Origin of the sequence: Kitasatospora acidiphila (assembly GCF_006636205.1) — a bacterium.
Lineage (GTDB): Bacteria > Actinomycetota > Actinomycetes > Streptomycetales > Streptomycetaceae > Kitasatospora > Kitasatospora acidiphila.
The window spans coordinates 2596728-2619428 of record NZ_VIGB01000003.1 but is presented as its reverse complement, the minus strand read 5'-3'; the positions used below and the strand labels follow the sequence as shown (position 1 = coordinate 2619428).

At 73.4% G+C, this 22701-nt stretch carries 19 protein-coding genes; 9 read left to right on the top strand and 10 right to left on the bottom strand.

Going from position 1 to position 22701, the window contains the following annotated elements; translation table 11 throughout:
• Nucleotides 1-5 precede the first annotated feature (5 nt).
• On the top strand, nucleotides 6-1535 hold the full coding sequence (locus E6W39_RS12495) for a helix-turn-helix domain-containing protein (protein WP_141633612.1): 1530 nt from the start codon (nucleotides 6-8) through the stop codon (nucleotides 1533-1535).
• A 15-nt stretch (nucleotides 1536-1550) separates the two neighbouring features.
• Here the strand turns inward: E6W39_RS12495 and E6W39_RS12490 are convergent, their stop codons facing one another.
• The 7 genes from E6W39_RS12490 to E6W39_RS39305 all read right to left on the bottom strand — a co-directional run bounded on the left by E6W39_RS12490 (nucleotide 1551) and on the right by E6W39_RS39305 (nucleotide 9564).
• The gene (locus E6W39_RS12490; protein ID WP_181799237.1) at nucleotides 1551-2306 is read right to left on the bottom strand and encodes a TetR/AcrR family transcriptional regulator; all 756 of its coding nucleotides are present in this window, start codon (nucleotides 2304-2306) and stop codon (nucleotides 1551-1553) included.
• 127 nt (nucleotides 2307-2433) lie between these two features.
• Entirely contained in the window at nucleotides 2434-3969 is a 1536-nt protein-coding gene (locus E6W39_RS12485; protein WP_141633610.1) for an MFS transporter, read from the bottom strand.
• A gap of 137 nt (nucleotides 3970-4106) precedes the next feature.
• Entirely contained in the window at nucleotides 4107-4634 is a 528-nt protein-coding gene (locus tag E6W39_RS12480; RefSeq protein ID WP_141633609.1) for a GNAT family N-acetyltransferase, read from the bottom strand.
• Nucleotides 4635-4771: 137 nt separating this feature from the next.
• Nucleotides 4772-5677 (bottom strand): hypothetical protein, encoded by a 906-nt coding sequence (locus E6W39_RS12475; RefSeq protein WP_141633608.1) that lies wholly within the window; start codon nucleotides 5675-5677, stop codon nucleotides 4772-4774.
• A gap of 4 nt (nucleotides 5678-5681) precedes the next feature.
• Complete coding sequence (locus E6W39_RS12470) at nucleotides 5682-6053, bottom strand: hypothetical protein (protein ID WP_141633607.1); 372 nt, start codon at nucleotides 6051-6053, stop codon at nucleotides 5682-5684.
• Nucleotides 6054-6129: 76 nt separating this feature from the next.
• On the bottom strand, nucleotides 6130-9195 hold the full coding sequence (locus tag E6W39_RS12465; protein WP_228718116.1) for a CHAT domain-containing protein: 3066 nt from the start codon (nucleotides 9193-9195) through the stop codon (nucleotides 6130-6132).
• Between the two features lie 198 nt (nucleotides 9196-9393).
• Nucleotides 9394-9564 (bottom strand): hypothetical protein, encoded by a 171-nt coding sequence (locus E6W39_RS39305; protein WP_181799236.1) that lies wholly within the window; start codon nucleotides 9562-9564, stop codon nucleotides 9394-9396.
• Here E6W39_RS39305 and E6W39_RS12460 point away from each other — a divergent pair.
• Complete coding sequence (locus E6W39_RS12460) at nucleotides 9541-9819, top strand: hypothetical protein (RefSeq protein WP_141633605.1); 279 nt, start codon at nucleotides 9541-9543, stop codon at nucleotides 9817-9819. The genes E6W39_RS39305 and E6W39_RS12460 overlap by 24 nt on opposite strands.
• Here E6W39_RS12460 and E6W39_RS12455 read toward each other — a convergent pair.
• Nucleotides 9779-10720 (bottom strand): LysR family transcriptional regulator, encoded by a 942-nt coding sequence (locus E6W39_RS12455; RefSeq protein WP_228718115.1) that lies wholly within the window; start codon nucleotides 10718-10720, stop codon nucleotides 9779-9781. The two genes, E6W39_RS12460 and E6W39_RS12455, sit on opposite strands and share 41 nt — an antisense overlap.
• 58 nt (nucleotides 10721-10778) lie before the next feature.
• Here E6W39_RS12455 and E6W39_RS12450 point away from each other — a divergent pair, with 58 nt between their 5' ends.
• Both E6W39_RS12450 and E6W39_RS12445 read left to right on the top strand, forming a co-directional pair.
• On the top strand, nucleotides 10779-11630 hold the full coding sequence (locus E6W39_RS12450) for an NAD(P)-dependent oxidoreductase (RefSeq protein ID WP_141633603.1): 852 nt from the start codon (nucleotides 10779-10781) through the stop codon (nucleotides 11628-11630).
• A 67-nt stretch (nucleotides 11631-11697) separates the two neighbouring features.
• On the top strand, nucleotides 11698-12234 hold the full coding sequence (locus E6W39_RS12445) for an RBBP9/YdeN family alpha/beta hydrolase (RefSeq protein WP_141633602.1): 537 nt from the start codon (nucleotides 11698-11700) through the stop codon (nucleotides 12232-12234).
• Here the strand turns inward: E6W39_RS12445 and E6W39_RS12440 are convergent.
• Nucleotides 12227-12958: a hypothetical protein gene (locus E6W39_RS12440; RefSeq protein ID WP_141633601.1), complete on the bottom strand. Its 732-nt coding sequence runs from the start codon at nucleotides 12956-12958 to the stop codon at nucleotides 12227-12229. The two genes, E6W39_RS12445 and E6W39_RS12440, sit on opposite strands and share 8 nt — an antisense overlap.
• Before the next feature lie 390 nt (nucleotides 12959-13348).
• Here E6W39_RS12440 and E6W39_RS12435 point away from each other — a divergent pair, with 390 nt between their 5' ends.
• Complete coding sequence (locus tag E6W39_RS12435; protein ID WP_141633600.1) at nucleotides 13349-13708, top strand: hypothetical protein; 360 nt, start codon at nucleotides 13349-13351, stop codon at nucleotides 13706-13708.
• A 244-nt stretch (nucleotides 13709-13952) separates the two neighbouring features.
• Entirely contained in the window at nucleotides 13953-14531 is a 579-nt protein-coding gene (locus E6W39_RS12430; RefSeq protein ID WP_228718114.1) for a sigma-70 family RNA polymerase sigma factor, read from the top strand.
• Nucleotides 14532-14555: 24 nt separating this feature from the next.
• On the opposite strand, the gene E6W39_RS12425 is transcribed toward E6W39_RS12430, so the two are convergent.
• Nucleotides 14556-17378 carry an AfsR/SARP family transcriptional regulator gene (locus E6W39_RS12425; RefSeq protein WP_141633599.1) on the bottom strand — a complete coding sequence of 941 codons (2823 nt, stop codon included), beginning with the start codon at nucleotides 17376-17378 and terminating at the stop codon, nucleotides 14556-14558.
• Between the two features lie 268 nt (nucleotides 17379-17646).
• Here E6W39_RS12425 and E6W39_RS42905 point away from each other — a divergent pair, with 268 nt between their 5' ends.
• From E6W39_RS42905 to E6W39_RS12410, 3 genes are all read left to right on the top strand, one after another.
• Nucleotides 17647-20766 carry an AfsR/SARP family transcriptional regulator gene (locus E6W39_RS42905; protein ID WP_181799235.1) on the top strand — a complete coding sequence of 1040 codons (3120 nt, stop codon included), beginning with the start codon at nucleotides 17647-17649 and terminating at the stop codon, nucleotides 20764-20766.
• A 139-nt stretch (nucleotides 20767-20905) separates the two neighbouring features.
• Nucleotides 20906-22045 carry a GAF domain-containing sensor histidine kinase gene (locus E6W39_RS12415; protein ID WP_141633597.1) on the top strand — a complete coding sequence of 380 codons (1140 nt, stop codon included), beginning with the start codon at nucleotides 20906-20908 and terminating at the stop codon, nucleotides 22043-22045.
• Nucleotides 22038-22697, top strand: coding sequence for a response regulator (locus tag E6W39_RS12410; protein ID WP_141633596.1), 660 nt, complete (start codon nucleotides 22038-22040; stop codon nucleotides 22695-22697). The genes E6W39_RS12415 and E6W39_RS12410 overlap by 8 nt, the downstream gene beginning before the upstream one ends.
• Nucleotides 22698-22701 lie beyond the last annotated feature (4 nt).

The window sequence follows — 22701 nt, the reverse complement described above, 5'->3', positions numbered from 1 at the left end:
CGCCCATGGCAGATGACTACCTGGCGCGCATCGGCAAGCTCATTCGGGACGCCCGCAAGCACCGCGGTTGGACCCAGGCGGAACTCGGCACGGCCCTCGGCACCAGCCAGAGTGCCGTCAACCGGATCGAGAACGGCGGGCAGAACATCAGCCTTGAGATGATCGCCCGGATCGGTGAGGCGCTGGACAGCGAGATCGTCTCGCTCGGCTACGCCGGACCGATGCACCTTAGGGTGGTCGGCGGCCGCCGGCTCTCCGGCAGCATCGACGTCAAGACCAGCAAGAACGCCTGCGTCGCGCTGCTCTGCGCCTCGCTGCTGACCACCGGTCGCACCACGCTGCGCCGGGTGGCCCGGATCGAGGAGGTCTACCGCCTGCTGGAGGTGCTCAACAGCATCGGCGTGAAGACCCGTTGGATCAACGACGGCGCCGACCTGGAGATCACCCCGCCGGCCGAGCTCGACCTGGACGCCATGGACCAGGCCGCGGCCCGCCGCACCCGATCGATCATCATGTTCCTCGGCCCGCTGATGCACCGGGTGGACCGCTTCAAGCTCCCCTACGCCGGCGGCTGCGACCTCGGCACCCGCACCGTCGAGCCGCACATGGCCGCGCTGCGCCGGTTCGGCCTTGAGGTCACCGCCACCACCGGCATCTACCACGCCGAGGTGGACCGCGCCGTCAGCCCCGGCCGCCCGATCGTGCTGACCGAGCGCGGCGACACCGTGACGGAGAACGCGCTGCTGGCCGCCGCCCGGCATGACGGCGTGTCGGTGATCCGCAACGCCAGCCCCAACTACATGGTCCAGGACCTCTGCTTCTTCCTGGAGAAGCTGGGCGTGCGGATCGAGGGCGTCGGCACCACCACCCTCACCGTGCACGGCCTGCCCCAGATCACCTGCGACGTGGACTACGCGCCCAGCGAGGACCCGGTGGAGGCGATGAGCCTGCTGGCCGCCGCCGTGGTCACCGGCTCCGAACTGACGGTCCGCCGGGCGCCGGTGGAGTTCCTGGAGATCGAGCTCGCGGTGCTGGAGGAGATGGGCCTCGACTACGACCGCGGCCCCGAGTACTTCGCCGACAACGGCCGCACCCGGCTGGTCGACCTGACGGTCCGCCCGTCCAAGCTGCGGTCGCCGATCGACAAGATCCACCCGATGCCGTTCCCCGGCATCAACATCGACAACGTGCCGTTCTTCGCCGCCATCGCGGCAACCGCCCAGGGTTCCACGCTGATCCACGACTGGGTCTACGAGAACCGGGCCATCTACCTGACCGAGCTGACCCGGCTGGGCGCCAACGTGCAGCTGATGGACCCGCACCGGGTGCTGGTGGAGGGCCCGACCCGCTGGCGGGCGGCCGAGATGATGTGCCCGCCGGCGCTGCGCCCGGCCGTGGTGGTGCTGCTGGCGATGCTGGCCACCGAGGGCACCTCGGTGCTGCGCAACGTTTATGTGATCAACCGCGGTTACGAGGAGCTGGCCGAGCGGCTCAACTCGATCGGCGCCCAGATCGAGACCTTCCGCGACATCTAGGGCTGGTCGCCGCGGTCAGCCGTGCCCCTTCGGGAGCGCGGCGATCGCGGCCTCGATGCCGGCCAGCGCCATCTCCAGGCCCTGGTCGAACTGGCGGTTGCGGGCGCTCGCGAAGTCCTGGCGCCGGTCGTAGCCGAACTGCTGCTCCCACACGGTGAAGCGGGAGTCGTGCTCCGACAGCATGTCCTGCATCTGCCGGTAGACGGTGTCCTCGTCGCCCTCCTGCTGCCGGACCCGCCGGGCCCACATGGACTCCGCCATGGCGACGCCGTAGGCGAACTGGAAGACCAGCGCGACGGCGCCGGCCAGGGCGTCGCCGGTCAGCCCGGTGCCGGAGAGCGCGCTCATCACGCTGCTGGACAGCAGCATCGCGTTCGGGCCCACCGACAGGTAGCGGCCGACCATCTCGGCGGCCCACGGGTGCTCCAGGTAGCACTTGCGGTACTCATGGGCCATCACGTAGACGTGCCGGCGCCAGTCGCCGTGGTCCTCCAGCGGCGGCACCTTCATGGTGCCGAAGGCCGCGTCCAGGGCGAGTTCGAGCAGATCGTCCTTGCTGTCCACGTACCAGTAGACCGACATCGGGGTGACGTCGAGCTCGGCCGCCAGCCTGCGCATCGAGAACGCGTCGATCCCCTCGCTGTCGAGCAGCGCCACCGCGGTGTCGATGATCCGCTCCCGGCTCAGCCCGGTCGGCGCAGAGCCCCGCTTCTTCCGCTTGGGCGGGGTGAGCCAGACGCTCATGGCCGGGTCACGGGGCTTGTCTGCCATGCCTGCTGCCCTCTGTCCTTCGTGGTGCGCTTCTTCGGAGCGCGGTTCTGCCTGGTGGTACGACGACGGCACGGCCGCCCGCATCCGCGCGGACGGCCGTGCTGTGATGGTAGATCGTCGCCATGCCTCAGCCGGCCTGGACCACCGGCTGGTCGGTGGGCTGGTCGCCGGGGGCGGCCACCGGCGGCTCGACCCGGCCCGCCCGCTGGATCAGCCAGCCCGCCAGCAGACCGCCGATCAGCACCGCCACCGCGCCGATCAGCTGGCTGTTGGTCAGGCTGTCCCCGAAGGCGGACCGCACCTGGTGCTCACCGGCCGTACCGGCGGCGGCCAGCGCCTCCGGCAGCGAGCGACCCACCGAGGACGGCAGACCGGCCGGCAGCTTGCCGGTGAACCCGGCGGTGAGCACCGCGCCGAGCACCGCGACGCCGAGCGAGTTGCCCAACTCGCTGAGCGTGCCCATCAGTCCGGAGCCGACACCGGCCTTCTCCGGCGGGATCGAGGACATCACCGAACCGGCCATCGCGGGCTGCGCACAGGCAACCCCGGCCCCGATCAGCACCAGGCCGAGCAGGATGCCCGGGTAGGAGCCGTGCCGGCCGAGCTCGGCGACCGAGGTCAGACCGAGGGCCAGCAGGGTCAGGCCCAGGGCGATCGCCACCCCCGGCTTCAGCTTGCCGGTCAGCCGCATCCCGGTGCCGGTGAGGTTGAGCAGCACCACGGTCAGCGCCATCGGCGCGGTCCGCAGACCGGCGCTCAGCGGGCCGTAGCCGAGGACGAACTGCAGGTGCTGGGTCAGCAGGAAGAGCGAACCGCCCATGCCGAAGCTGACCAGCACGCCGCCGGAGACCGCGCCCCGGAACTTGCCGTTGCGGAAGAACCCCATGTCGAGCAGCGGGTGTTCGATCCGCTGCTCCCACAGTGCGAAGGCCACCAGCAGCAGCAGGCCGAGGCCGCCGGAGACCAGGGTGCGGGCCGAGGTCCAGCCGGCCTCCGGGCCCTGGATGATCCCGAACACCACGCCGACCATGCCGGCCGTGGAGAGCAGCACCCCGAGCACGTCGGGCCGGGCACCGCGCGGGTCCTTGGACTCCGGCACCAGTCGGGCGACCGCGATCAGGCCGAGCACCACCACCGGCAGGTTGACCATGAAGCAGGCGCCCCACCAGAAGAACCGCAGCAGCACACCGCCGATGACCGGGCCGACCGCGAAGCCCAGCATGGCCACGGCGGACCAGGCCGCGATCGCCTTGGGCTGCTCCTCCGCGTCGAAGGTGCGCACCACGATCGCCAGGCTGGTGGCCAGCAGCAGGCTGCCGCCGACGCCCATGCCGGCCCGGGCGGCGATCAGCTGCGCCGGGTCGGAGGCGAGCGAGGCGCCCGCCGAGCCGAGCCCGAACAGGGCCAGACCGATCAGCTGCACCTTCTTGCGCCCGTACCGGTCGGCCATGCCGCCGGCGGCGATCAGCAGACCGGCCTGGGCCAGCGAGTAGGCCCCGATGACCCATTGGAGCTGCCCGGTGTCGGCATGCAGGCCGGTGGCCAGCGACGGCAGCGCGACGTTGAGGATGGTGTTGTCCAGGATGACGACCATCTGCACCAGGCAGATGACGGCCAGCACCAGCCAGCGGTCTGGCCGGCGTGTTACGGCGTTTTCTGGCATGGCTGAGCCCCCGGTGCTTCCGTGCACGGCAGTGTCACCGCGCACACTCTTGTACGGTGTAGAAGTGTTCTACACCGTACAAGGGATCGTGGGTGCGCGCCAGTCGGTTCTGACTGCGGGTCAGTTCCGGGTCCTCGTCAACTGGCGGCCAGCTCGGTGAGGTTGATGCGCCAGTCGTTGCTGAGCATGAAGCGGCCGGGCGGGTACTCGAACTCGGTCTCGCCGGCCAGGGTGAAGCCGGCCCGGCGGCAGACCGCGTTGGAGGCCGGGTTGTCGACCGAGGGGAACGCGTGCAGCCAGGTGTGCCGCTCGGTGGCCGCCGCGTGCTCGGCGGCCAGCCGGGCCGCGACGGCGGCGATGCCGCGCCCCTGGAACGGGGGGAGCACGTTCCAGCCCATCTCGAAGACCTGCTCGCCGTGCCAGCGGCGGGAGTAGTAGCCGACGCTGCCCGCCTTGCTGCGGCCCTGGTCGGTGACGATGCGGAACATCTGGCCGGCGCCGAGGCCGGGGAACTCCAGGTAGCGCCGGTGGCGCACCAGCAGGGCCTCCGGTCCCTCCGGGCCGCCGACGTGCTTGCGCATCTCCTCGGTGTTGATCAGTCGGAGCAGGTCGAGGTCGTCCTCGGCCCAGGGTTCGATGCGGACATCGGCGGCAGGCGTGGTCATGCGGTGCTCACTCTCCGGACGTTGCTGGTGAGCTCGCGACCCTAGCCGGTGGGCGGTCGGCCGGCACCTGAGATTCGCCTGGGATTCGCCGGCAGCCGAGGCTTGCCGGGAGGCGGCTGCGGCCGGGCCCCGCGGGCCTACGCCCCCTTGCGGAACACGCGGTTCAGGGCCTTCCCCACCTGGAGGTCGGGGACCGGGCCGGCAACGGTGACACCGAGCTCCTCCGCCAGCGTCTTCAGGTGCAGGTCGACGGTCGACTCGATGAGCTCGGCGTGCAGCGCGGCAGCCCGCCGGCCACGGCTCCAGGCCACCAGCCCGGCCGCGATGCCGGCCACGGCCGCCGGCCACCAGAACACGCCCAGCACGACGTAGCAGACGGCCCACGTCGACCCGTTCACCGCCGCACCGAAGCGGGCTCGGGAGGTGCGCAGCTCTGCCCGGACGGGCTCCGGCAGCACCAGCCACAGCCGGGTCCAGCAGGAGGCGAGGTCGATGCCGTACTGGTTGCGCAGCCGGGTGTCGGTCGCGGCGAACCGGTCACCCGTGAAGGTCGGCCGGCTCGGCACGGCGAGTGCGATCCCGTCGCGGCGGGCGGTGAGCTCGTCGATGGCGTCCCGCGTCTCCTCCCCGCGCCGAGCTGCCGGTACCGCCGCGCGGAGCCCGCTGATCTCCCGCTGGATCCCCTCCCAGCGCGCTCGCCGCCACGAGGTCAAGCGCTTCGCCGGCTGCCTCGCCGGGGCGGGCCAGTCTCCGGTCCAGACCCGCTCGACGCCCCCGGCGCACGTCTGCACCAACGTCCCCACCGCCACGGAGCCGAGGACGATCACCGCGACCACGGCCAACTGCCCCACGGTGGACCACTTGTCCGCCTCCGCCGCCCAGCGCCCGACCCGCTCGCGCAGGGCGGTCGGATCGAGTGCGGCCCCCTGGCCGAGCACCGCGCCGGTCGCTGCGGCGGCCATGAACAGCAGACCCGGGACGGCCAGCGCGGACAGCCACCTGTCGACCAGCTTCTCGCCCAGGCCGTCGAGGATCGTGGCCACCGTCTCACGCCTCGGTGACGAGCAGGGCGCGGTCGCGCAGCCAGCAGCGGCCCCCGGCCGGAACGGGCCCGCCGGGCTCCCGGACCAGGCTGAGGCTGCACCAGCCGTCGGGGCAGCGGTACGACTCGCCCGCGGCGCGCGGCCTGGCTCCGATCATGTCGCCGGGCCCCGGCTCCTCCCCTCGCACCGGCCCGGTCTCGTCCAGGACGTGCTGCGGGATGCCCAGCGCCGCCACTGCCACCAGGACCGGTACGTCCGCCAGCACCGCCCGTACGGCGGCCGCCAGTTCAGCCGCCCTGCCCTGCTCCGCCAGATCCTCCGTCAGCCAGGGCAGGGCCGAGCAGAGCGCGGCCCGCCGATCCCGATCCAGGTTCATCTACCTTCTCCCTCCCCGGGGCCCACTACGGCCCGCGGTGAATCACGGCCCGCTGTGCACTATGGCCCGCTGTGGATCACGGCCCGCTGTGAATCATCGAAGCCCAGAACAGCGGTTCGCCGTAGCGTGGATGACCGCGCAGCGCTCCCACCGCTTGGTGCAGGACCCGCGCAACATCCGGTGCGCCGGCTGCGGCGAGCCGCCGGTACACCTCGCGGGCCAGCAGCGGACCCATGCCGTCCTCCACCGTCCACAGGCTTCCGATCACCTGCCGGTAGCCGCACAGTTGGAAGGCCGAGGCGACCGAGATGGCCTCATTGGCCAACTCCTCGCCCGGCGCGGCACTGTGGCAGGCGGAGAGATAGGCGAACTCGGCATCGAGCAACCGCTCTGAGGCTAGCTGACGCAGCGTCAGACTGCCGTTGTGGAGCAGGAGTCTGCTGTTCGACGGGTCGGAAGGGTTCCGCACGCCGTGGCAGGCCAGATGGGCGTGCGAGTGCGTGCGCAGCGCCGCCAGCACCGCGTCCGGGGTGGCGTCGGTGTGACGGAGTTCGGACCGGGGGCCGGGCAGTTGATCCGTCGCCGCCAGTTCGTCGTCGAGGGCGGTGAGTCGCGGGTAGGGGCTCCCCGCGTCCACGGCGACGGCCAGGAGCGAGGCCCGGACGTTGTCCGGCGCGAACCTGGCGCGGGCGTGGAGCAGCGAGCTCAGTGTCGGTACGTAGGAGGAGACCACGCGGTCGTGCGCGTACACGGGAGTTGGGCGCTGGTGCGGCTCGGGAGTGTCGAGAATGGCCGCGTGCAAAGGCAGTTGGGAGAGCGCACCGGTCAGGCACCACCACAGTCTGGGCAGGGGCTTGCCCGGCCGCGCCGGTCGGTCGAAGCCCAGCCGGTCGAGGACCGGGCACACGACGGTCTCGCCCAACCACCGCAGCGTCTGCTTCATCTCGCGGTCGTACCGGTACTTCTCGCCGGCCGGGGTGCCCGGCGTCGTGAGCTTCGCGACGGTCGCCCGGAAGGTTACGGTCCGGCTGTTGATCTCCTGGACCGTGACATCCGGCAGCGGCAGCACCTCGATGACGGCACGGCCGAACCGGCGGCGCAGCAGGAGGACATCGCAGCGCGCCCGGGAGACGTTGACGACGGCGACGGGCCCCTGTGCTGCGGACTGCCTCAAGTGCTTCCAGTCCGGCGGCTGGTGGAAGTCCGCGAAACCGGGAAGCGCGCGGATCTGCCGAACCACCTCTTCGAACGCCGCCGCCGACGCCTTGCGCTCCTCCCGTCCGCCCTGCTGCTCGACCAGTTCCTCGCAGACCCGCTCGAAACGCTGGGCGAGTCCGGGAGCGGCCGCACGCAGGTCGTCATGCCGTCCGCGCAGCTGGAGCGCCTGGGCCAGCAGGACGCCACGTCCCTGTTCCAGCCGGATCAACGCCTCGCGGGGCCGGCCCGCTGTGATCTCCACGGCAGCCGCGTCGTTGGCCAACGCGCCCACCAGGCGCAGCCGCACCTCCTGAGCCGCCCTGTTGAGTGTCCGTCCGGCCAATTTGGGCAGCAGGTCGTTCAGCGCCACGCCGTAGGCCGTGTGCGCCTGCGCCAGATCACCCAGCAGGACGCAGCTCATCGCCCACATCTCCGCGCCGTACAGCCGGGTCCGCACGTCCTGGGTCGGTGCCAGCGCGGTGACGCGGGACTGCGTGACCGTATCGACGAGGTCTGCGCCGGTGTTCCGGCTCAGGCCCCGCACGGCCAGCAGGCCGCTCAGCTCCACGCGGGCGATCGGCTGGGTCAGCCCGGTGTCCGAGGGCTGACCCGCCACCTGCCTGAGGATCGCCTCGGCGGTGGCGAGGTCTTCGTCCCGGCCCGTGTGCATGCCGCGTTTCCGCAGTGCCACGGCGAGTTTGACCAGCATCACGGGGTAGTCCTGCTGGGACGGCGGAGTGACGGCCACCGCGTGCCTCAGGTGCGCCACAGCCTCGTCCAGTTCGGCGGGATCTCCGTAAGCGTCGAACCGCGTGGTCAGGACGCCGGCCAGGTTGGTGAGCCGCTGGGAGTGGGCGGGCGAGGCGGCCGTCCCGGTGGTCTGCCCATCGCGGACCGCTGCCGAGGCCGCCTCCAGATCGGCAGGGGCTCCCAGGGAGCCGTACCGGTCGAGGTAGGCCAGGCCGAGGAACGAGCAGGCCGACGCCCGCTGCTCGTCGTTGAGCGGGCCGGCCAGGGCGTCCGTGAGCTCGCTGATCGACTCGTCGAGGTCGTCGAGGTCGCCGTTGATCTCGAAACGCATCCGCAGGACCTGGCCCAGTTCGACGCGGCGGAGGGTGCGCCCCGGTTCGGCCGCCGTGGCCACCGTGGCTCGCAACCCGTTGATCATCGCGTCGAGCCGGGCCGGATCCGGGTCCCGGTGGTACTGCTCCATCTCGACGCCGATGCTGCCCTCGTACACCGCGACCGATGGCGCCTTCGCCTGCGCCCAGGCGATCAGGGCCAGCATCGGCTCGCGCGAGGGATCCCCGAGGGGTACCAGGGCGAGCGCCTCGCGCATGTGGTGGAGGGCCGCGGCCCTCAGCCCCTCCGGGACACCGTCACCGCCGAGTTCGGCCAGCACGGTGAAGACCGTGCCGAGATTGACGCCGATGGGCGCCTCGGACTCCCGCCCCCGCGCACCCTCCAGCGCCTCGATCATGAGCGCTGCGGCCAGCGCGACCCCCTCCGCGTCCGAGGCCGCTTCGCTCGCCAGGCACAGCGCGTTGCCGGCCGCGTGCAGGATTTCGTACGCGGGCACCAACTGCGGCGGGTCCTTCTCGAACGCCTCGCGCAGCACCTGTGGCACCGCGTCGGGACGCAGTGCGTGCACGACGGCGAAGAGGAAGACGAACGTGTGGTGCTCCCACTCGCTCCCGCCCTCGGGTAGTCGGTTCACCCGTGCGAGGTAGTAGCAGGCCGCCAGGAACACCGTTTCAAGGTCGACACCTTCAGGCCCGCCGGCCTGATCGGGAGTCAGCCGCTCCCGTGCGTCGTACAGGATCGAGGCCATCAGGAAGTGAGGCTCCTGGCTCAGCACGCCTTCCGGCTCGTCGGAGAGGAACGGCAGCCCGTCGTCCGGCGCGGCCATCGCCTCCCGAACGGCGGCACGAAAGGCCGCGCTCATTTCGGACACCAGTGGTCCCCCCACTTTCCCCGCCCCGGGTGACGGTCACCGTACCCGGTGCGGGAGGCCGCGTGTGCGCCGAACGGACAAAGATCTTCCGGTCGATTCATGGCGCTGCGGGCTGGGGCGTTCGGTGCGCCGCCGAGCCGGCTGACCGGCGCATGGTGAGCTGTGGCAGTGGGGCTTCGAGGTGGTTACTCAGTAGCGGGCTGCCGGGATCCCGATGGCCTGGGTGGGGCGGTGGTGCTCGGGATCGGGGAGCGGGCGGCGGTCTGCGGGTGGGAAGGCGTCGCGTTTCTGGAGCCAGGCGCGCAGGCGGTCGGTGGCCGGCTTGGCGGTGCCCAGTTGACCGCCGACCAGCTCCGCCACCGCCTGCTCGCCAGCGCCTACCCCTCGCCGGTCCCCACCCTGGACCTGGTCGCCGCCGTCACCCAGGCCCCCGCAGGCCCCCCGCCCGCCGCCGCGCCCCCATCCCACCTCGCCATGCCCCCGGCCGCCCCCGGCTCGCCGGCCCCGCGCCAGGCCGCCCCGATCGCCGCCGGCGCCCTCGGCGCGGCCGTCCTGACCGGCGCCGCGGCGGTGGTCATCCCCCGTGGCCGCCGCCAGGGCCGGCGGCCGCGGTGAGCGCGGCACTGCGCTCCTTCAGCAGCTTCAGGAAGGCGTGCGCGGCGGGCGATGGCGTCAGCCCGCGCGCCAGTGCCGCGTGCACCTCGCGCACCGGCAGGTCCCGCCGGTCCAGCGGGACCACCGCCACATCGGCCCGGACCGCGTCGGCTGCCAGGGTCGGCACCAGTGTGATCCCCAACCCGGCGGCTACCAGGCCGAGTTTGGCCATCCAGTCGCGCGCCACGAACCCCACGCGGGGCTGAAACCCGGTCCGCAGGCAGGAGCTGATCAAGGTCTCCTCGGGCCGGGTGCTGGCCGCGATCCAGTCCTCGTCCGCCAGTTCGGCCAGCCGCAGCCGTCGCCGGCCGGCCAGCCGGTGCCCGGCCGGCAGCGCCACCAGCATGAAGTCGTCGGCGAGCTTGTGGAGTTCGACTCCCTCCGGGACTTCGCCGAACGCGGTGCTGAGCACCGCGAGATCCACCGATCCGTCGGTGAGCATTCCCACCAGCGCCGGAGTCAGCCCCTCCTCCAGGGTGACGGACACCCCCGGATGTGCTCGCCGGAACGCGGCTATGGTCTGCGGCACCAGCGCCGCCTCCGCCGTGGCGAAGGCCGCGACCCGCAGCCGCCCGATGTCCAACTCCCGTAGCTGCCGCAGCTCCTGCTGTGCCGTGGCGATGCGCTCCAGCACCGCTGAGGCGTGCACCAGCAGCCGCCGCCCGGCCTCGGTCGGCTGCACGCCGCGCGGCAGCCGGTCGAAGAGCACGCTGCCGGCCTCCTCCTCCAATGCCGACACCTGGCGGGAGATCGCCGACTGCGTGTAGCCGAGCGAGGCGCCGGCGGCCGTGAACGACCCCAGCCGCGCCACCTCGACGAAGACCCGCAGCAGCGGAGTGGAGAAGTCATGCGTGGTAGGCATGACTGCCATGCTAGACATTCGCTGGTCGCATCCGTAGCCGCTGCCTACGGTGAGAGCCATGGACACCAACACCACCGCGCCCGCATTCTCCGGAACCATCGCCTTCCTGGGCCTGGGCGGCATGGGCACCCCGATGGCCCGGCGCCTGCTGGCGGCCGGCCACCGGCTGACCGTCTGGAACCGCACCCCCGCCCGCGCACAGGCCCTGGCCGCCGCCGGCGCGACCGTCGCCGCCACCCCGGCCGACGCCGTCCGCGACGCCGACGTCGTGATCACCATGCTCGCCGACCCGACCGCCGTCCGGGAGGTGGTCACCGCCCTCGCGCCCGCGCTGAAGCCGGGCGCCACCCTGGTGGACGTCTCCACCATCGGCCCGGACGCCGTCCGGGAGTTGGCCGGCCTGCTGCCCAAGACGGTCACCCTGGTGGACGCCCCGGTGATGGGCAGCGTCGACCGGGCCGCCGCCGGCACCCTGCTGCTCGTGGCGGGCGGCGACACGACGGCCGTCCGCCCGATCCTGGACCTCCTCGGCACGGTCACGCCCTGCGGGCCGGTCGGCAGCGGTGCCGCGGTCAAGCTGGTGCTGATCAACGCGGTGATCGGCGGCGTCGCGGTGGTCGCCGAGGCGATGGCCCTCGGCGACGCGCTGGGCCTCCCCGAGGAGCAGGTCCGCACCGCCTTGACCAACAGTCCGCTCGCCGGCGCCGCCGCCCGCGCCTTCGCCGATGACGCCCACTTCCCGATCCGCCTCGCCGCCAAGGACGTCGCCCTCGCCGCCGCCGCCACCCCGCTCCCGGTGGCAGCGGCCGTCCACCGCGTCCTGACCGCCGACCCCTCGGTCGGGGAGCTCGACTTGGCGGAGCTCGTCACCAGGGTGCGGGCGCGGCAGGTCGGCGTCGACCCCGTGTGAAGATCATCGGCAGCCGGCGAGTGGATACAATCCACCGCGTTCCCCGATCTGACAGGAGCTGCCAGTCATGACCGCCCAGCCGCGTTTCCTCGTCCTGCCCGGCTATGAGGGCTCCGGCCCGGAGCACTGGCAGAGCCACTGGGAGGCCGCGGACCCCGCGTTCCAGCGGGTGGAGCAGGCGGATTGGGACCACCCGGTGCTGGGGGAGTGGGTCGAGGTCCTGGACGCGGCCGTGGCAGCCCAGGAGCAGCCGGTGGTGCTGGTCGCGCACAGCCTCGGCTGCATCCTGGTGGCGCACTGGGCGGCGCAGCGGGCTGGGGCGGCGGTCGCGGGGGCGTTCCTGGTGGCGCCCGCGGACATCGAAGCCGCGGGGGTGGCCGCGTTGGACAACTTCTGCCCGATCCCGCTGGAGCCGCTGCCGTTCCCGACCCTGGTGGTCGCCAGCTCGGACGACCCGTGGTGCACGCTCGACCGGTCCCAGCAGTTCGCCGATGCGTGGGGTGCCCGGCTTGCGGTGGCCGGCGCCTACGGTCACCTCAACTCGGCCGCCGGGCTGGGTGATTGGGCGCAGGGCCGGGAGCTGCTCGGGCAGCTGCTCAGCTGAGCGCGTCGGCCAGCGCCTGCGCCTGGGCCGGGGTGATGCCGAGGGCGAGCGGGATGCGGCGCGGGCTGTAGTCGGAGTCGCAGACGGGGATCGGGCTCTCGGGGGTGACCGTCCAGACGGTTTGCCGGGAGAGTCCGGGCACGTTGAGCAGGTAGGCGGCCAACTCGCCTGCAGTGTCCGGGCAGAGGCCGACCTCGACGATGGCGCGCGCCACGGTGTCCACGGCCTCGGCGGCCGGGGTGGCCGGGGTGGCCGCGTCGCCGAGCATCGGCAGGAGCAGCAGCAAGCGCTGAGCGGGAGCTGACAGTCCGTCAGAATAACCATCCGGGGCGCCGGCGGCCAGCTTGGTCAACTCCCGCCAGGACAGCCCGTCCCCCGAGCCGTGCGGACCGTGCTGCCCGAGCCAGCCGACTCGGCTCCAGGCGGGGTGCTGGACGATGAAGTCGATGTTGCTCTCGTCCTCGTCGTTGACGTACACGGCGCAGGCCTGGTGCCCGCCGGCGAACGGCACCCGCAGCACGGTCGGCGGCTGCTCGGGGTCGCCGAGGCGCTCCAGCAGCTCCTCGAAGCGTGACGCCGCCACCCCGTACTCGGTCACGTCCTCGTCCAACGTGCCGAGGGTGATGAGCAGATGGGCCAGCCAGAAGGCCGGGTCGCCCGCGAGGTGCTCGCCCGCGACCAGGTCGTCGTCGGAGTACGGCGGGATGCGCACGGTGGTCGTCATGGCGGGAGGGTAGCGCGAGCCGGCGTCACGCCGCCGCGCCCGCCTTCCGCCAACGCGTCACCCGCCAATGCGTCACCCGCCAAGGCGTCGCCTCTCAGCGTCGCTTGTCAGCCCGCCAGCGCATCCCCCCACCAGGGCGGCGAGCTCCAGCCCGCGTTCGTCCTGCCGCCCGCCACCGCTGCCACCGCCGGCTCCCTCCGCGTGCCCGGGTCCGGCCGCGCCGGCCGGTCGTTCCGCTTCGGTCAACGGCTCCCGGACGACGCGGCGTTCACTCCCCGCGGACCTTGCTGCGGACCTCGATATTCGGCAGCTGAACCCGGCTACCACCCGGTACCGTCCCTAGGTATGGCACGGGGAGCTCGGTTGCCGGTACATGGAGAGAGGGAGCGGATGTCCGACGACGGGTCGTCACCCGGGGTGCGGCGGCTGATCGCGGACTGGCTGCTGGAGCCGCCACCGGTGCTGCCCGGCGTGCCCGCGCTGGAGGTTCCCCGGGCGCAGGCCGCTGAGGTGATCGCCGCGGCGCGCCGGCTCGTGGCCGGCTGTGCGACGGCCGACCAGCCCTGCCCCACCCCGCCGACCGCGCTGCTCCCGCTGGCTGCGGCACTGGTGGTCGACGAGCACCCGTCGGTGTGGAACTGGTCCCGGGAGGAACGCGAGGAACTGCTCGACTGGGTGGCCGTGCTGATCGAACGGCACGGCGAGGAGGGGGTTCAGGAGCTGGTCCGGCAGCTGGCGAGCGCGGCCTGACCGCACGCGCCAATGCCGCGCAACGCGAATGCTGCGCACGCGAATGCCGCGCAACGCGAATGCCGCACGCGCCAATGCCGTGCGCGGCCGCCGCCATGATCGCGTTGGTCCGTTCTTGGCGTCACGTTGGCGCGGCCCGGCACGGTGGCTTAGGCGAGGTCGGGGTCTCCCCTCCCGATCTCGCCGCGGCCGCCCACACGGCCTGTCCGAGCAGCAGACCCGCCTGGACCGAAGAGGTAAGTGCGTGACCAACCAACCTGCCGCCCCGACCATGCCCTTGTCGGCGCGTTCCACACTCGACCAGGAGACCTTGGCCGAGCTCTACCGCCTGCACGGCGGCTACCTGCTGCGTGCGCTGCTGCGGGTGACCAACGGCGACCGCGGAAAGGCCGAGGACATCCTGCAGGAGACCCTGCTGCGGGCCTGGCAGCACCCGGAGTCGATCTCGCGCGGTGCGGCGCAGAGCCGGCCCTGGCTCTTCACGGTGGCCCGCCGGATCGCCATCGACCACTTCCGGATGGCGGCCGCCCGGGCCCAGGAGGTGGCGGGCGAGATGCTGGAGGACCGCCCGCTGCCGGACGACCCGTACGAGGGGGTGCTGGCCGCCCGGGACATCGAGGTGGCCCTGGAGAACCTGCAGCCGCACCACCGCGAGGTGCTGGTGGAGCTGCACCTGAAGGACCGCTCGGTGGCGGAGACCGCCGAGCGCCTCGGGGTGCCGCCGGGCACCGTCAAGTCCCGCAACTTCTACGCGATCCGGGCGCTGCGCCCGGTGCTGGCGACGCACCACGAGTACGCGCCGGACCCGCTCCCGGCGGCCTGAGCCCATCGAGGGCCTGCGCTCATGTCAACTCTCCAGCGACTGCTCCACCTTGGCCAGCAGGTCGGTGACCGCGACGGCCAGGTGGCCGTGCGAGCGGTGCAGGAGGATGGCGGAGCGCAGGTGTTCGGCGGCCTCCGCCTCCCGGCCCAGCCCCAGCAGGAAGTTGGCGTAGGACTGCTCGGCGATCGCGTGCAGGTGCAGGAAGCCGGCCTCCCGGCAGGTGGTCAGCAGCCGGATCCAGGCCTGCTCGGAGGACTCGTGGCAGCCGAGTGCCTGGAGCGACTGCGCCTCGGTCATCAGCGCCCAGGCGTGGATGGTGGCGGCCGGGTGGTCGGCGAGCAGGGTTCGGGCTTCGCGGACCCGGGCCAGTCCGGTCGTCGGGTCGCCGGCCATCGCGGACACCGCACCCGCGTAGCCGAGCGCGGAGGCGAGCTGCTCGGAGCGGCCGCCCCGGCGGGCCAGTTCCAGTGCCCGGTCGACGAGTTGCCCGGCCTTGGCGGTGTTGCCCAGCACCGCCTCGGCCAGCGCCAGGGTGGCCTGGGCGCGGACGTGCGGAAAACCGTCCGCGGCACTGGTGCGATCCACCGCGATGGTGCACAACTCGACGGCCTCGACGATCCGTTCGACGCCGATCAGGGCGTTGGCGATGGTGGACTCCAGCATCGAGACGGCCCACTGCGGGCCGGTCCGCTCGGCGGCTCGCAGGCCCGAGCGCAGGCAGCTCAGCCAGTCGATCAGCCGGCTCGCCGCGTAGTAGAGGCCGCTCGCCTGCAGGGCCAACCGCCAGGCCCGCTCCGGATCCTGGTCGGCGGCGGTCGCCACCAGCGCCCGGATGGTCGGCTCCTCGGCGATGAACCAGGTCAACGCCGCCCGGGCGTCGGCAGGTTGCGGCACCGCGCGCGGCGGATGGGCCCGGGGACCGTAGGCGTCCTGCCCCGGGTCCACATGGTCACCGCACTGCCGGACCGCCTCCTGGTAGTAGTCCAGCAGTCGCTCGGTGCTGCGCCGGCGCACCTGCTCCGGCTGGTCGGCGAAGAGCTCCATGCCGAACAGCCGGATCAGGTCGTGCCGGCTGTAGCGGCCCGGGGTGCTCTCGCTCAGCAGGTGGTACGCGGCCAGCTCGCCGAGCGCACCGCGGGCGGTCGGCAGATCGGTGCCGAGCAGCGCCGCACCGGCGTAGGCATCCACCTCGCTGCCCGGATGGGCGGCCAGCAGGGTCAGCAACTGGCCTGCGGGAAGCGAGAGATGGCGGTACGTCAGCCAGAGCGCGGTGCGGATGCTGACCGCGCCGTGGGTGTCCAGGGTGAGCAACCGGGTGCGCTCGTCGGAGAGTTCGGTGACCAGGTCGGCGATCGTCCAGTTGGGGCGGGCCGCCAGCCGGGAGGCGGCGATCCGCAGCGCGAGCGGCAGCTGGTCGCAGAGCGCGGTCAGCTGGCGGGCGGCCGCCTCCTCGGCGCGCACCCGCTCCGGGGCCAGGCTGCGTTCCAGCAGCCGCAGTGCGTCGTCGCCGGGCAGGGCGGCGAGCCGCAGCAGCGCGGCACCCTCGGTGACCACCAGGTCCTCCAGGGTGTTGCGGCTGGTCACGACGGCGGCACTGCCGGCGCCGGCCGGCAGCAACTCGGCCACCTGCTCGGCGCTGCGGGCGTTGTCCAGCACCACCAGCAGGCAGCGCGGCTCGGTGGCGGCGCGGTACTGGGCGGCCCGGCCCGCGCCGTCCTGGGCGATCGCCGCCTCCGGCATCCCGAGCGCCTTGAGGAACCGGCCCAGCACCTCCACCGGGTCGACCGGGCCGGCGGGGTCGAAGCCGCGCAGATCGACGAAGAGCTGGCCGTCCGGGAAGCCGTCGGCCACGGCGTGCGCCCAGCGGATCACGGTGGCGCTCTTGCCGGCCCCGGCCGGGCCGACCACCAGGGCCAAGCCGTCGCCGGTGCGCTCGGGGCCGCACTCGCGGTCCAGCCACTCGGACTCGGCGCAGCGCCCCACGAACCCGGCCGGCTGGCGGGGCAGCTGGCGCGGCATCACGGGGGCCGGCTCTTCGACCGCTGACGGACCGTCGCCAGGCGGAGCCGGACGCTCCGGCTCCGGTCGGCGGCGCTGCGCGGGCACCCGGCCGTCGGCGGGCCCGCCGCCCAGCACCTCGGCCAGCGCCGCCTGCAACTGCGCCCCCGGCACCACCCCCAGCTCGCCGGCCAGCCGCTCCCGGGCATGGTGGTAGACGGCCAACGCGTCCGAAAGCCGCCCCGCCTGCTGCAGCGCGCGCATCAGCAGTGCCACCACCGGCTCGCGCAGCCCGTTCGCCCGCACACTCTGCTCCAGCGCCGGAACCGCCACCGCCGCACTGCCCAGCCGCAGCCGCCGCTCGGCCCAGGCGGTCAGCACCGTGGTCCGGGCCGCGTCCAACTGGTCCACCAGGGCCCGGCGCAGCTCGGTGTCCGGCAGATCGGCCAGCGCCGCCCCGCTCCACAGACCGAGCGCCTGCTCCAGCAGCGCCACCGCGGCGGCGTCGTCGGACTCCTCGACGGCGGTCGCGGCCAGCGCCTCGAACCGCCGCACGTCGATCAACTCGGTGGCGCCGGTGAGCAGATACCCCGGAGCCCGGGTGCGCAGCTCGAACGGCGAACCGGTCAGCACCTTGCGCAGCGCCGCGACGTGCCCCTGCAGCGCCGCCCTGGCCCGGGCCGGCGGCTCGTCACCCCAGAGCAGCTCGAAGAACCGCTCGATCGGCACCACGCGCTCGGACCGCAGGGCGAGCAGCGCCAGCACCGCACGCCGCTGTGCGCCGGCCAGCTCAGCCGGCTCGCCGTCAGCGGTCCGCAGCTCCACCGGTCCAAGGAGCCGGATCACCATATGTTCCCCACCTTGCGCATATCCCGATGCCCGGGCTGCTTCGTCCGAGCAGTGTAGACCGGTTTAGCGCGCTCATTACAGCTGATCTGAACGGTCTGGTCTATGCCTGGACCTGCGATGATGCGGTTCCAGCCACCCCCGGCGGATGCTTTCGGACGCGGGCGGCCGTATCCTTCCGAGCGGTCATCGCGGGGTGCCGTGGCAACCGATCGGCACCGATGACCCGTCTTCTCGTGGCGTCGGGCGGATTCTCGTGGCGGAGGTGCGGATGCGGATCAACCTGCTGGGACCGATCGCCGTGCGGACCGAGGACGGCACACCGGTCACACCGAGCGCGCCCAAGCGCCGGGCCGTACTGAGCGCGCTCGCCCTGGAGCTCGGCCGCACCGTGCCGATCACCCGGCTGCTCGACACCGTCTGGGAAGGCCACCCGCCGCCCACCGCCCGGGCCGCGCTGCACGGCCACATCACCGAACTGCGCCGCCTGCTCGACCATCAGCTGACCCTGACCACCCGGGACATCGGCTACCAGCTGGACGGCGACCCCGAGCAGGTCGACGTGCGGGACTTCGAACAGTGCTGCGCCCAGGCCTGCGCCGCCGCCGACGACAGCGACGCCGCCCTGCCGCTGCTGCACCGGGCACTCGACCTGTGGCGCGGCCCGGCGCTGGCCGACTGCGGCTCCGAACTGCTGCGCAGCGCCGAGGCACCGCGACTGGTCGCACTGCGGACGCGGGCGCTGCAGCGGCTCGGCGAGCACCTCTGCCGGCTCGGCCGGGGCGCCGAGGCGATCGACGAACTCGACAGCGCCCTGGCCGCCGACCCGACCAGGGAGCAGCTGGCCGCCCAACTGATGGACTGCCTGGCGCAGGCCGGCCGCCGGGACGAGGCGCTGACCGTCCATCAGCGCACCGTCAGGCGGCTGGCCGCCGAGCTCGGCGCCACCCCCGGCCCCGCGCTGCGCGCCGCCCACCAGCGGCTGACCGCCAGAGCCGCCCCGCCGCGACCGCCCACCGGCGAACCCCGGCCCGCGCCGCGCCCCACGGTCACCCAACGCTCCACGGCTGCCCAGCGCCCCACAGTCGCCCAGCGCCCCAAGGTCTCCCAACTCCCGCGCCGCAACCGCCGCTTCGCCGGCCGGGCGACGGAACTCAGCAAGCTGGACGCGGCCATCGCCGACGCCGCGGGCACCGGCCCGGTGGGTGCCACGGGGCTGACGAGTGCCGCGGCCGGCCGCGCCGAGCGGCACCCCGTGCTGGTCACCGGACCGGCCGGGGTCGGCAAGACCAGCCTGGTGCTGCACTGGGCGCACCAGGTCGCCGAACGGTTCCCCGACGGCCAGCTCTACGCCGACCTGTGCGGCTTCGACGAGACCGAACCACGCGACCCGGCCGAGGTGCTGGCCGGCTTCCTCACCGCCCTCGGGGTGTCCGAGGAGGAGCTGCCGGCGGCGCTGGACGACCGGTCCCGCCGCTACCGCGAGCTGCTGGCAGGACGTCAGCTCCTGGTGGTGCTCGACAACGCCCGGGACTACGCCCAGCTCGCCCCGCTGCTGCCCGCGGCCGAGGACACCCCGGTCACCGTGATCACCAGTCGCAGCCGGCTCGGCGACCTGCTCGTCCAGGCCGGCGCCGTCCCGCTGCCACTCGACGTGCTGCCGCTCACCGAGGCGCTCGACCTGCTGCGCCGGGCCCTCGACCCGCAGCGGATCGACGCCGAGCCGCAGGCCGCCGCCGAGATCGCCGAACGCTGCGACCGGCTGCCACTGGCCCTGCGGCTGGCCGCCGCCCGGCTGGCCGCCCGGCCCGACTGGTCGCTGCGCCACCTGGCCGAGGAGATCTCCGACGAGCAGTCAAGGCTCGCCGCGCTCTGCACCGCAGGCGGCGGCTCACTCGGCATCGCGGCCACCCTCAACCTCACCCGGCGCGCCCTGGACGCCCCCGCCGAGCGGTTCTTCGGCTACCTCGGGCTGCACCCCGGCGCGGTGATCGACCCGCACGCCGCCGCCGTGCTCGCCGGCGTCCGACCCGCCGAGGCCCGCACCCTGCTCGCCCAACTGGACGCTGCCCACCTGGTCGAGGAGACCGCCCCGGGGCTGTTCGCCCGCCACGACCTGGTCCGCCTCTACAGCGCCAACCTGGCCGCCGAACTCCGCTGCGACCAGCGGGAGGCGGCGATGGACCGGATGCTCGACCACTACCTGGCCGCGACCGCCGCCGCCTGTGCGGGCCTGCGCATCGCCAACGTCCTCACCACCCACCCCGCCCCGGGGGCCACCACCGCCGGCTCCACCGGCGCAACCGTTGGCGCTGCTGACGCCGTGGCCGGCCCGGTGCACCTGGCCGGGGCGGATGCCGTGCGCGCCGATGCCGTCCACCCCCGCGCAACCCCGGCCCCCGCCACCCGCGTTGGCGCCGTCAGCAACGCAGCGCCCGCCGACGCCACTCACATCGCCCCCGCGACCCTCACCACCGTCGGCACTGACACCACCCACACCACCACCCCTACCCTCACCACCATCCGCACCCACACCACCCCCACTCCCGCCGACGTGCTGCCGGCACTGGGCACCCCGGGACAGGCCGTCGAGTGGTTCCGCCGCGAGGAGCGGGCGGTGCGCGGTCTGGTGCTCTGCGCCGAGCAGTACGGCCGGCCCGCCCTCGCCTGGCGGCTCGCCCACCAGGCGTGCGCGCTCTACTACCAGGAGAACCGCAGCCGCCGCGAGTGGCGGATCACCGCCGAGGCGGGCCTGCGTACCGCCCAGGCGTGCGGCGACCCGGCCGCCGTGGTCCGCAGCCACGTCGACCTGGCCGTGGTCCAGATCGAGCACGGCGAGTTCGCCACCGCGACCGCCCTGCTGGAGCGGGCCGCCGCCCTGGCCGACGAACTCGGCGACCCGCAACTCCTGCACCAGTGCCGGATGCTGCTGGCCAACGCCCTGGTCCGGGCCGGCGAACACGAGCGCGCGATCCCGCTGATGACCGCGATCGTGGCCGACGCCCGTTCCCTGGCCGCCCCGTTGCTACTCGCGCAGACGCTCAACAACCTCGCCAACGCCCTGGTGGTCGCCGGCCAGCCGACCGGCGCGCTGGCCCACGCGACCGAGGCCGTGCGCCTGTTCACCGCGCACCCCGACGACCCCAAGCTGATCAGCGCCACCCTGACCCGGGCCGAAGCGCTGCACGCCCTCGGCCGTCACCGCGCCGCCCTGGCCACCGCCCAGCACGCCCTGACCCTCGGCCAGACCCAGGGCAACCTGCGGATCGAGAGCCAGACCCGCCACTTCATCGCCACGGTCCGCGCGGTCATCAACGCCCAAGCGGCCATCAACGCCCAAGCCGCTCCGCCCCTCGCCGCCACCCTCCCGGCCACAACCTCGGACGCCTGAACCACCCAGGCCCCCGCCCACGCCCCCGGGCCCCGGCCCCACCCCCACCTCCCACCCCCGGTCCTAGGCCCCGAGGCGTAAGCCGGCCCGGTCCGCAGCCGGAGCCGCGGGCCGCGCCCGGCGCGCTACCTTTGGCGGCATGGGGACGATCGACGGCGCCGCCCTGGGCGACCTGGAGGCGGTCAGCGAGGCGGTGCTCGCGATGAGCGGGCATCTTGAGGTACGCGAGGTGCTGCGCCGGATCACCGCCTCGGCGCGCAGCCTGCTCGGTGCCGAGTACGCCGCGCTCGGCGTGCCCGACGACCACGGCGGCTTCGCCCAGTTCGTGGTCGACGGGGTCAGCGACGAGCAGTGGAAGGCGATCGGCCCGCTGCCCCGGCAGCACGGCGTGCTGGCCACGATGCTGCACGAGCTCACTCCCACCCGGCTCGCCGACGTCCGCCGGGCCCCCGCCTTCGAGGGCTGGCCACAGGCGCACCCCGAGCTCAAGGACTTCCTCGGCATGCCGATCCTCGACGGTGAGGAGATCCTCGGCGCCATCTTCCTGGCCAACAAGGAGGGCGGCTTCACCGAGCAGGACGAGCGGCTGCTGCGGATCCTCGCCGCCCATGCCTCCATCGCCCTCGGCAACGCCCGCCTCTACGAGCGCAGCCGCGAGCTCACCCTGGCCGGCGAGCGCGCCCGGATCGCGCACGACCTGCACGACGCCGTGTCGCAGAAGCTGTTCAGCCTGCGCCTGACCGCCAAGGCCGCCGCCACCCTGGTCGACCGCGACCCGACCCGGGCCCGCGCAGAGCTCAAGGAGGTGGCCAGGCTCGCCGCCGAGGCCGCCGACGAACTGCGCACCGTGGTGGTCGAACTGCGCCCGGCGGCGCTGGACGAGGACGGCCTGGTCGCCACCCTGGCGTCCCAGGTGCAGGTGCTCGACCGGGCGCACAGCGCCACCGTCGCCTTCGACGAGGACGGCGGGGTGCGCACCCTGCCGCCCGCCCAGGAGGCCGCCGTGCTGCGGATCGCCCAGGAGGCACTGCACAACGCGCTGCGCCACTCCGGCGCCCGCAAGGTCCAGGTGACCCTGCGCGGCACCAGGAGCCGCGGCGCCAGACTCACCATCAGCGACGACGGCCAGGGGTTCGACCCCGAGTCGGTCCGCCGGGCCGGCCGCCACCTCGGCCTGGTGTCGATGCGGGACCGGGCGCAGACCGTCGGCGGCCGACTCGTCCTCACCTCGGGGCCCGGCCGAGGGACCGTCATCGAACTGGAGGTGCCCGGTGCCTGAGCAGACGTCGGATCGGATCCGGGTGCTGCTGGTGGACGACCACCAGGTGGTCCGCCGGGGGCTGCGCACCTTCCTGGAGGTGCAGGACGACATCGAGGTGGTCGGCGAGGCCGCGGACGGCGCCGAGGGCGTGGCCAAGGCCCGGGAACTGAGCCCGCATGTGGTGCTGATGGACGTCAAGATGCCCGGCATGGACGGCATCGAGGCGCTGCGCCGGCTCAAGGAGGAGGGCAACCCGGCCCGGGTGCTGATCGTCACCAGCTTCACCGAGCACCGCACCGTGGTTCCGGCGCTGCGCGCGGGCGCCGCCGGCTACGTGTACAAGGACGTCGACCCCGAGGCGCTGGCCGGTGCGATCCGCTCGGTCCACGCCGGCCATGTGCTGCTCCAGCCCGAGTTGGCCGCGACCCTGCTCGCCGACGACTCGCCGCGCCCCGCGCACGGCCGGGGCGGCACCCTGACCGAGCGGGAGCGCGAGGTGCTGGGCCACATCGCCGATGGCCGCTCCAACCGGGAGATCGCGCGGGCCTTGACCCTCTCCGAGAAGACGGTCAAGACCCATGTCTCGAACATCCTGATGAAGCTGGACCTCGCCGACCGCACCCAGGCCGCCCTCTGGGCGGTCCGCCACGGCGCCGACGGGCCTTCCTGACGGC

What these genes read in the sequence shown, in the direction of transcription:
- E6W39_RS12480 (WP_141633609.1), bottom strand. Translation starts at nt 4,634, where the DNA reads ATGACCACGCCTGCCGCCGATGTCCGCATCGAACCCTGGGCCGAGGAC.
- E6W39_RS12485 (WP_141633610.1), bottom strand. Translation starts at nt 3,969, where the DNA reads ATGCCAGAAAACGCCGTAACACGCCGGCCAGACCGCTGGCTGGTGCTG.
- E6W39_RS12440 (WP_141633601.1), bottom strand. Translation starts at nt 12,958, where the DNA reads ATGACGACCACCGTGCGCATCCCGCCGTACTCCGACGACGACCTGGTC.
- E6W39_RS12465 (WP_228718116.1), bottom strand. Translation starts at nt 9,195, where the DNA reads ATGAGCGCGGCCTTTCGTGCCGCCGTTCGGGAGGCGATGGCCGCGCCG.
- E6W39_RS12455 (WP_228718115.1), bottom strand. Translation starts at nt 10,720, where the DNA reads ATGCCTACCACGCATGACTTCTCCACTCCGCTGCTGCGGGTCTTCGTC.
- E6W39_RS12495 (WP_141633612.1), top strand. Translation starts at nt 6, where the DNA reads ATGGCAGATGACTACCTGGCGCGCATCGGCAAGCTCATTCGGGACGCC.
- E6W39_RS12425 (WP_141633599.1), bottom strand. Translation starts at nt 17,378, where the DNA reads ATGGTGATCCGGCTCCTTGGACCGGTGGAGCTGCGGACCGCTGACGGC.
- E6W39_RS12470 (WP_141633607.1), bottom strand. Translation starts at nt 6,053, where the DNA reads ATGAACCTGGATCGGGATCGGCGGGCCGCGCTCTGCTCGGCCCTGCCC.
- E6W39_RS12415 (WP_141633597.1), top strand. Translation starts at nt 20,906, where the DNA reads ATGGGGACGATCGACGGCGCCGCCCTGGGCGACCTGGAGGCGGTCAGC.
- E6W39_RS42905 (WP_181799235.1), top strand. Translation starts at nt 17,647, where the DNA reads ATGCGGATCAACCTGCTGGGACCGATCGCCGTGCGGACCGAGGACGGC.
- E6W39_RS12445 (WP_141633602.1), top strand. Translation starts at nt 11,698, where the DNA reads ATGACCGCCCAGCCGCGTTTCCTCGTCCTGCCCGGCTATGAGGGCTCC.
- E6W39_RS12490 (WP_181799237.1), bottom strand. Translation starts at nt 2,306, where the DNA reads ATGGCAGACAAGCCCCGTGACCCGGCCATGAGCGTCTGGCTCACCCCG.
- E6W39_RS12450 (WP_141633603.1), top strand. Translation starts at nt 10,779, where the DNA reads ATGGACACCAACACCACCGCGCCCGCATTCTCCGGAACCATCGCCTTC.
- E6W39_RS12435 (WP_141633600.1), top strand. Translation starts at nt 13,349, where the DNA reads ATGTCCGACGACGGGTCGTCACCCGGGGTGCGGCGGCTGATCGCGGAC.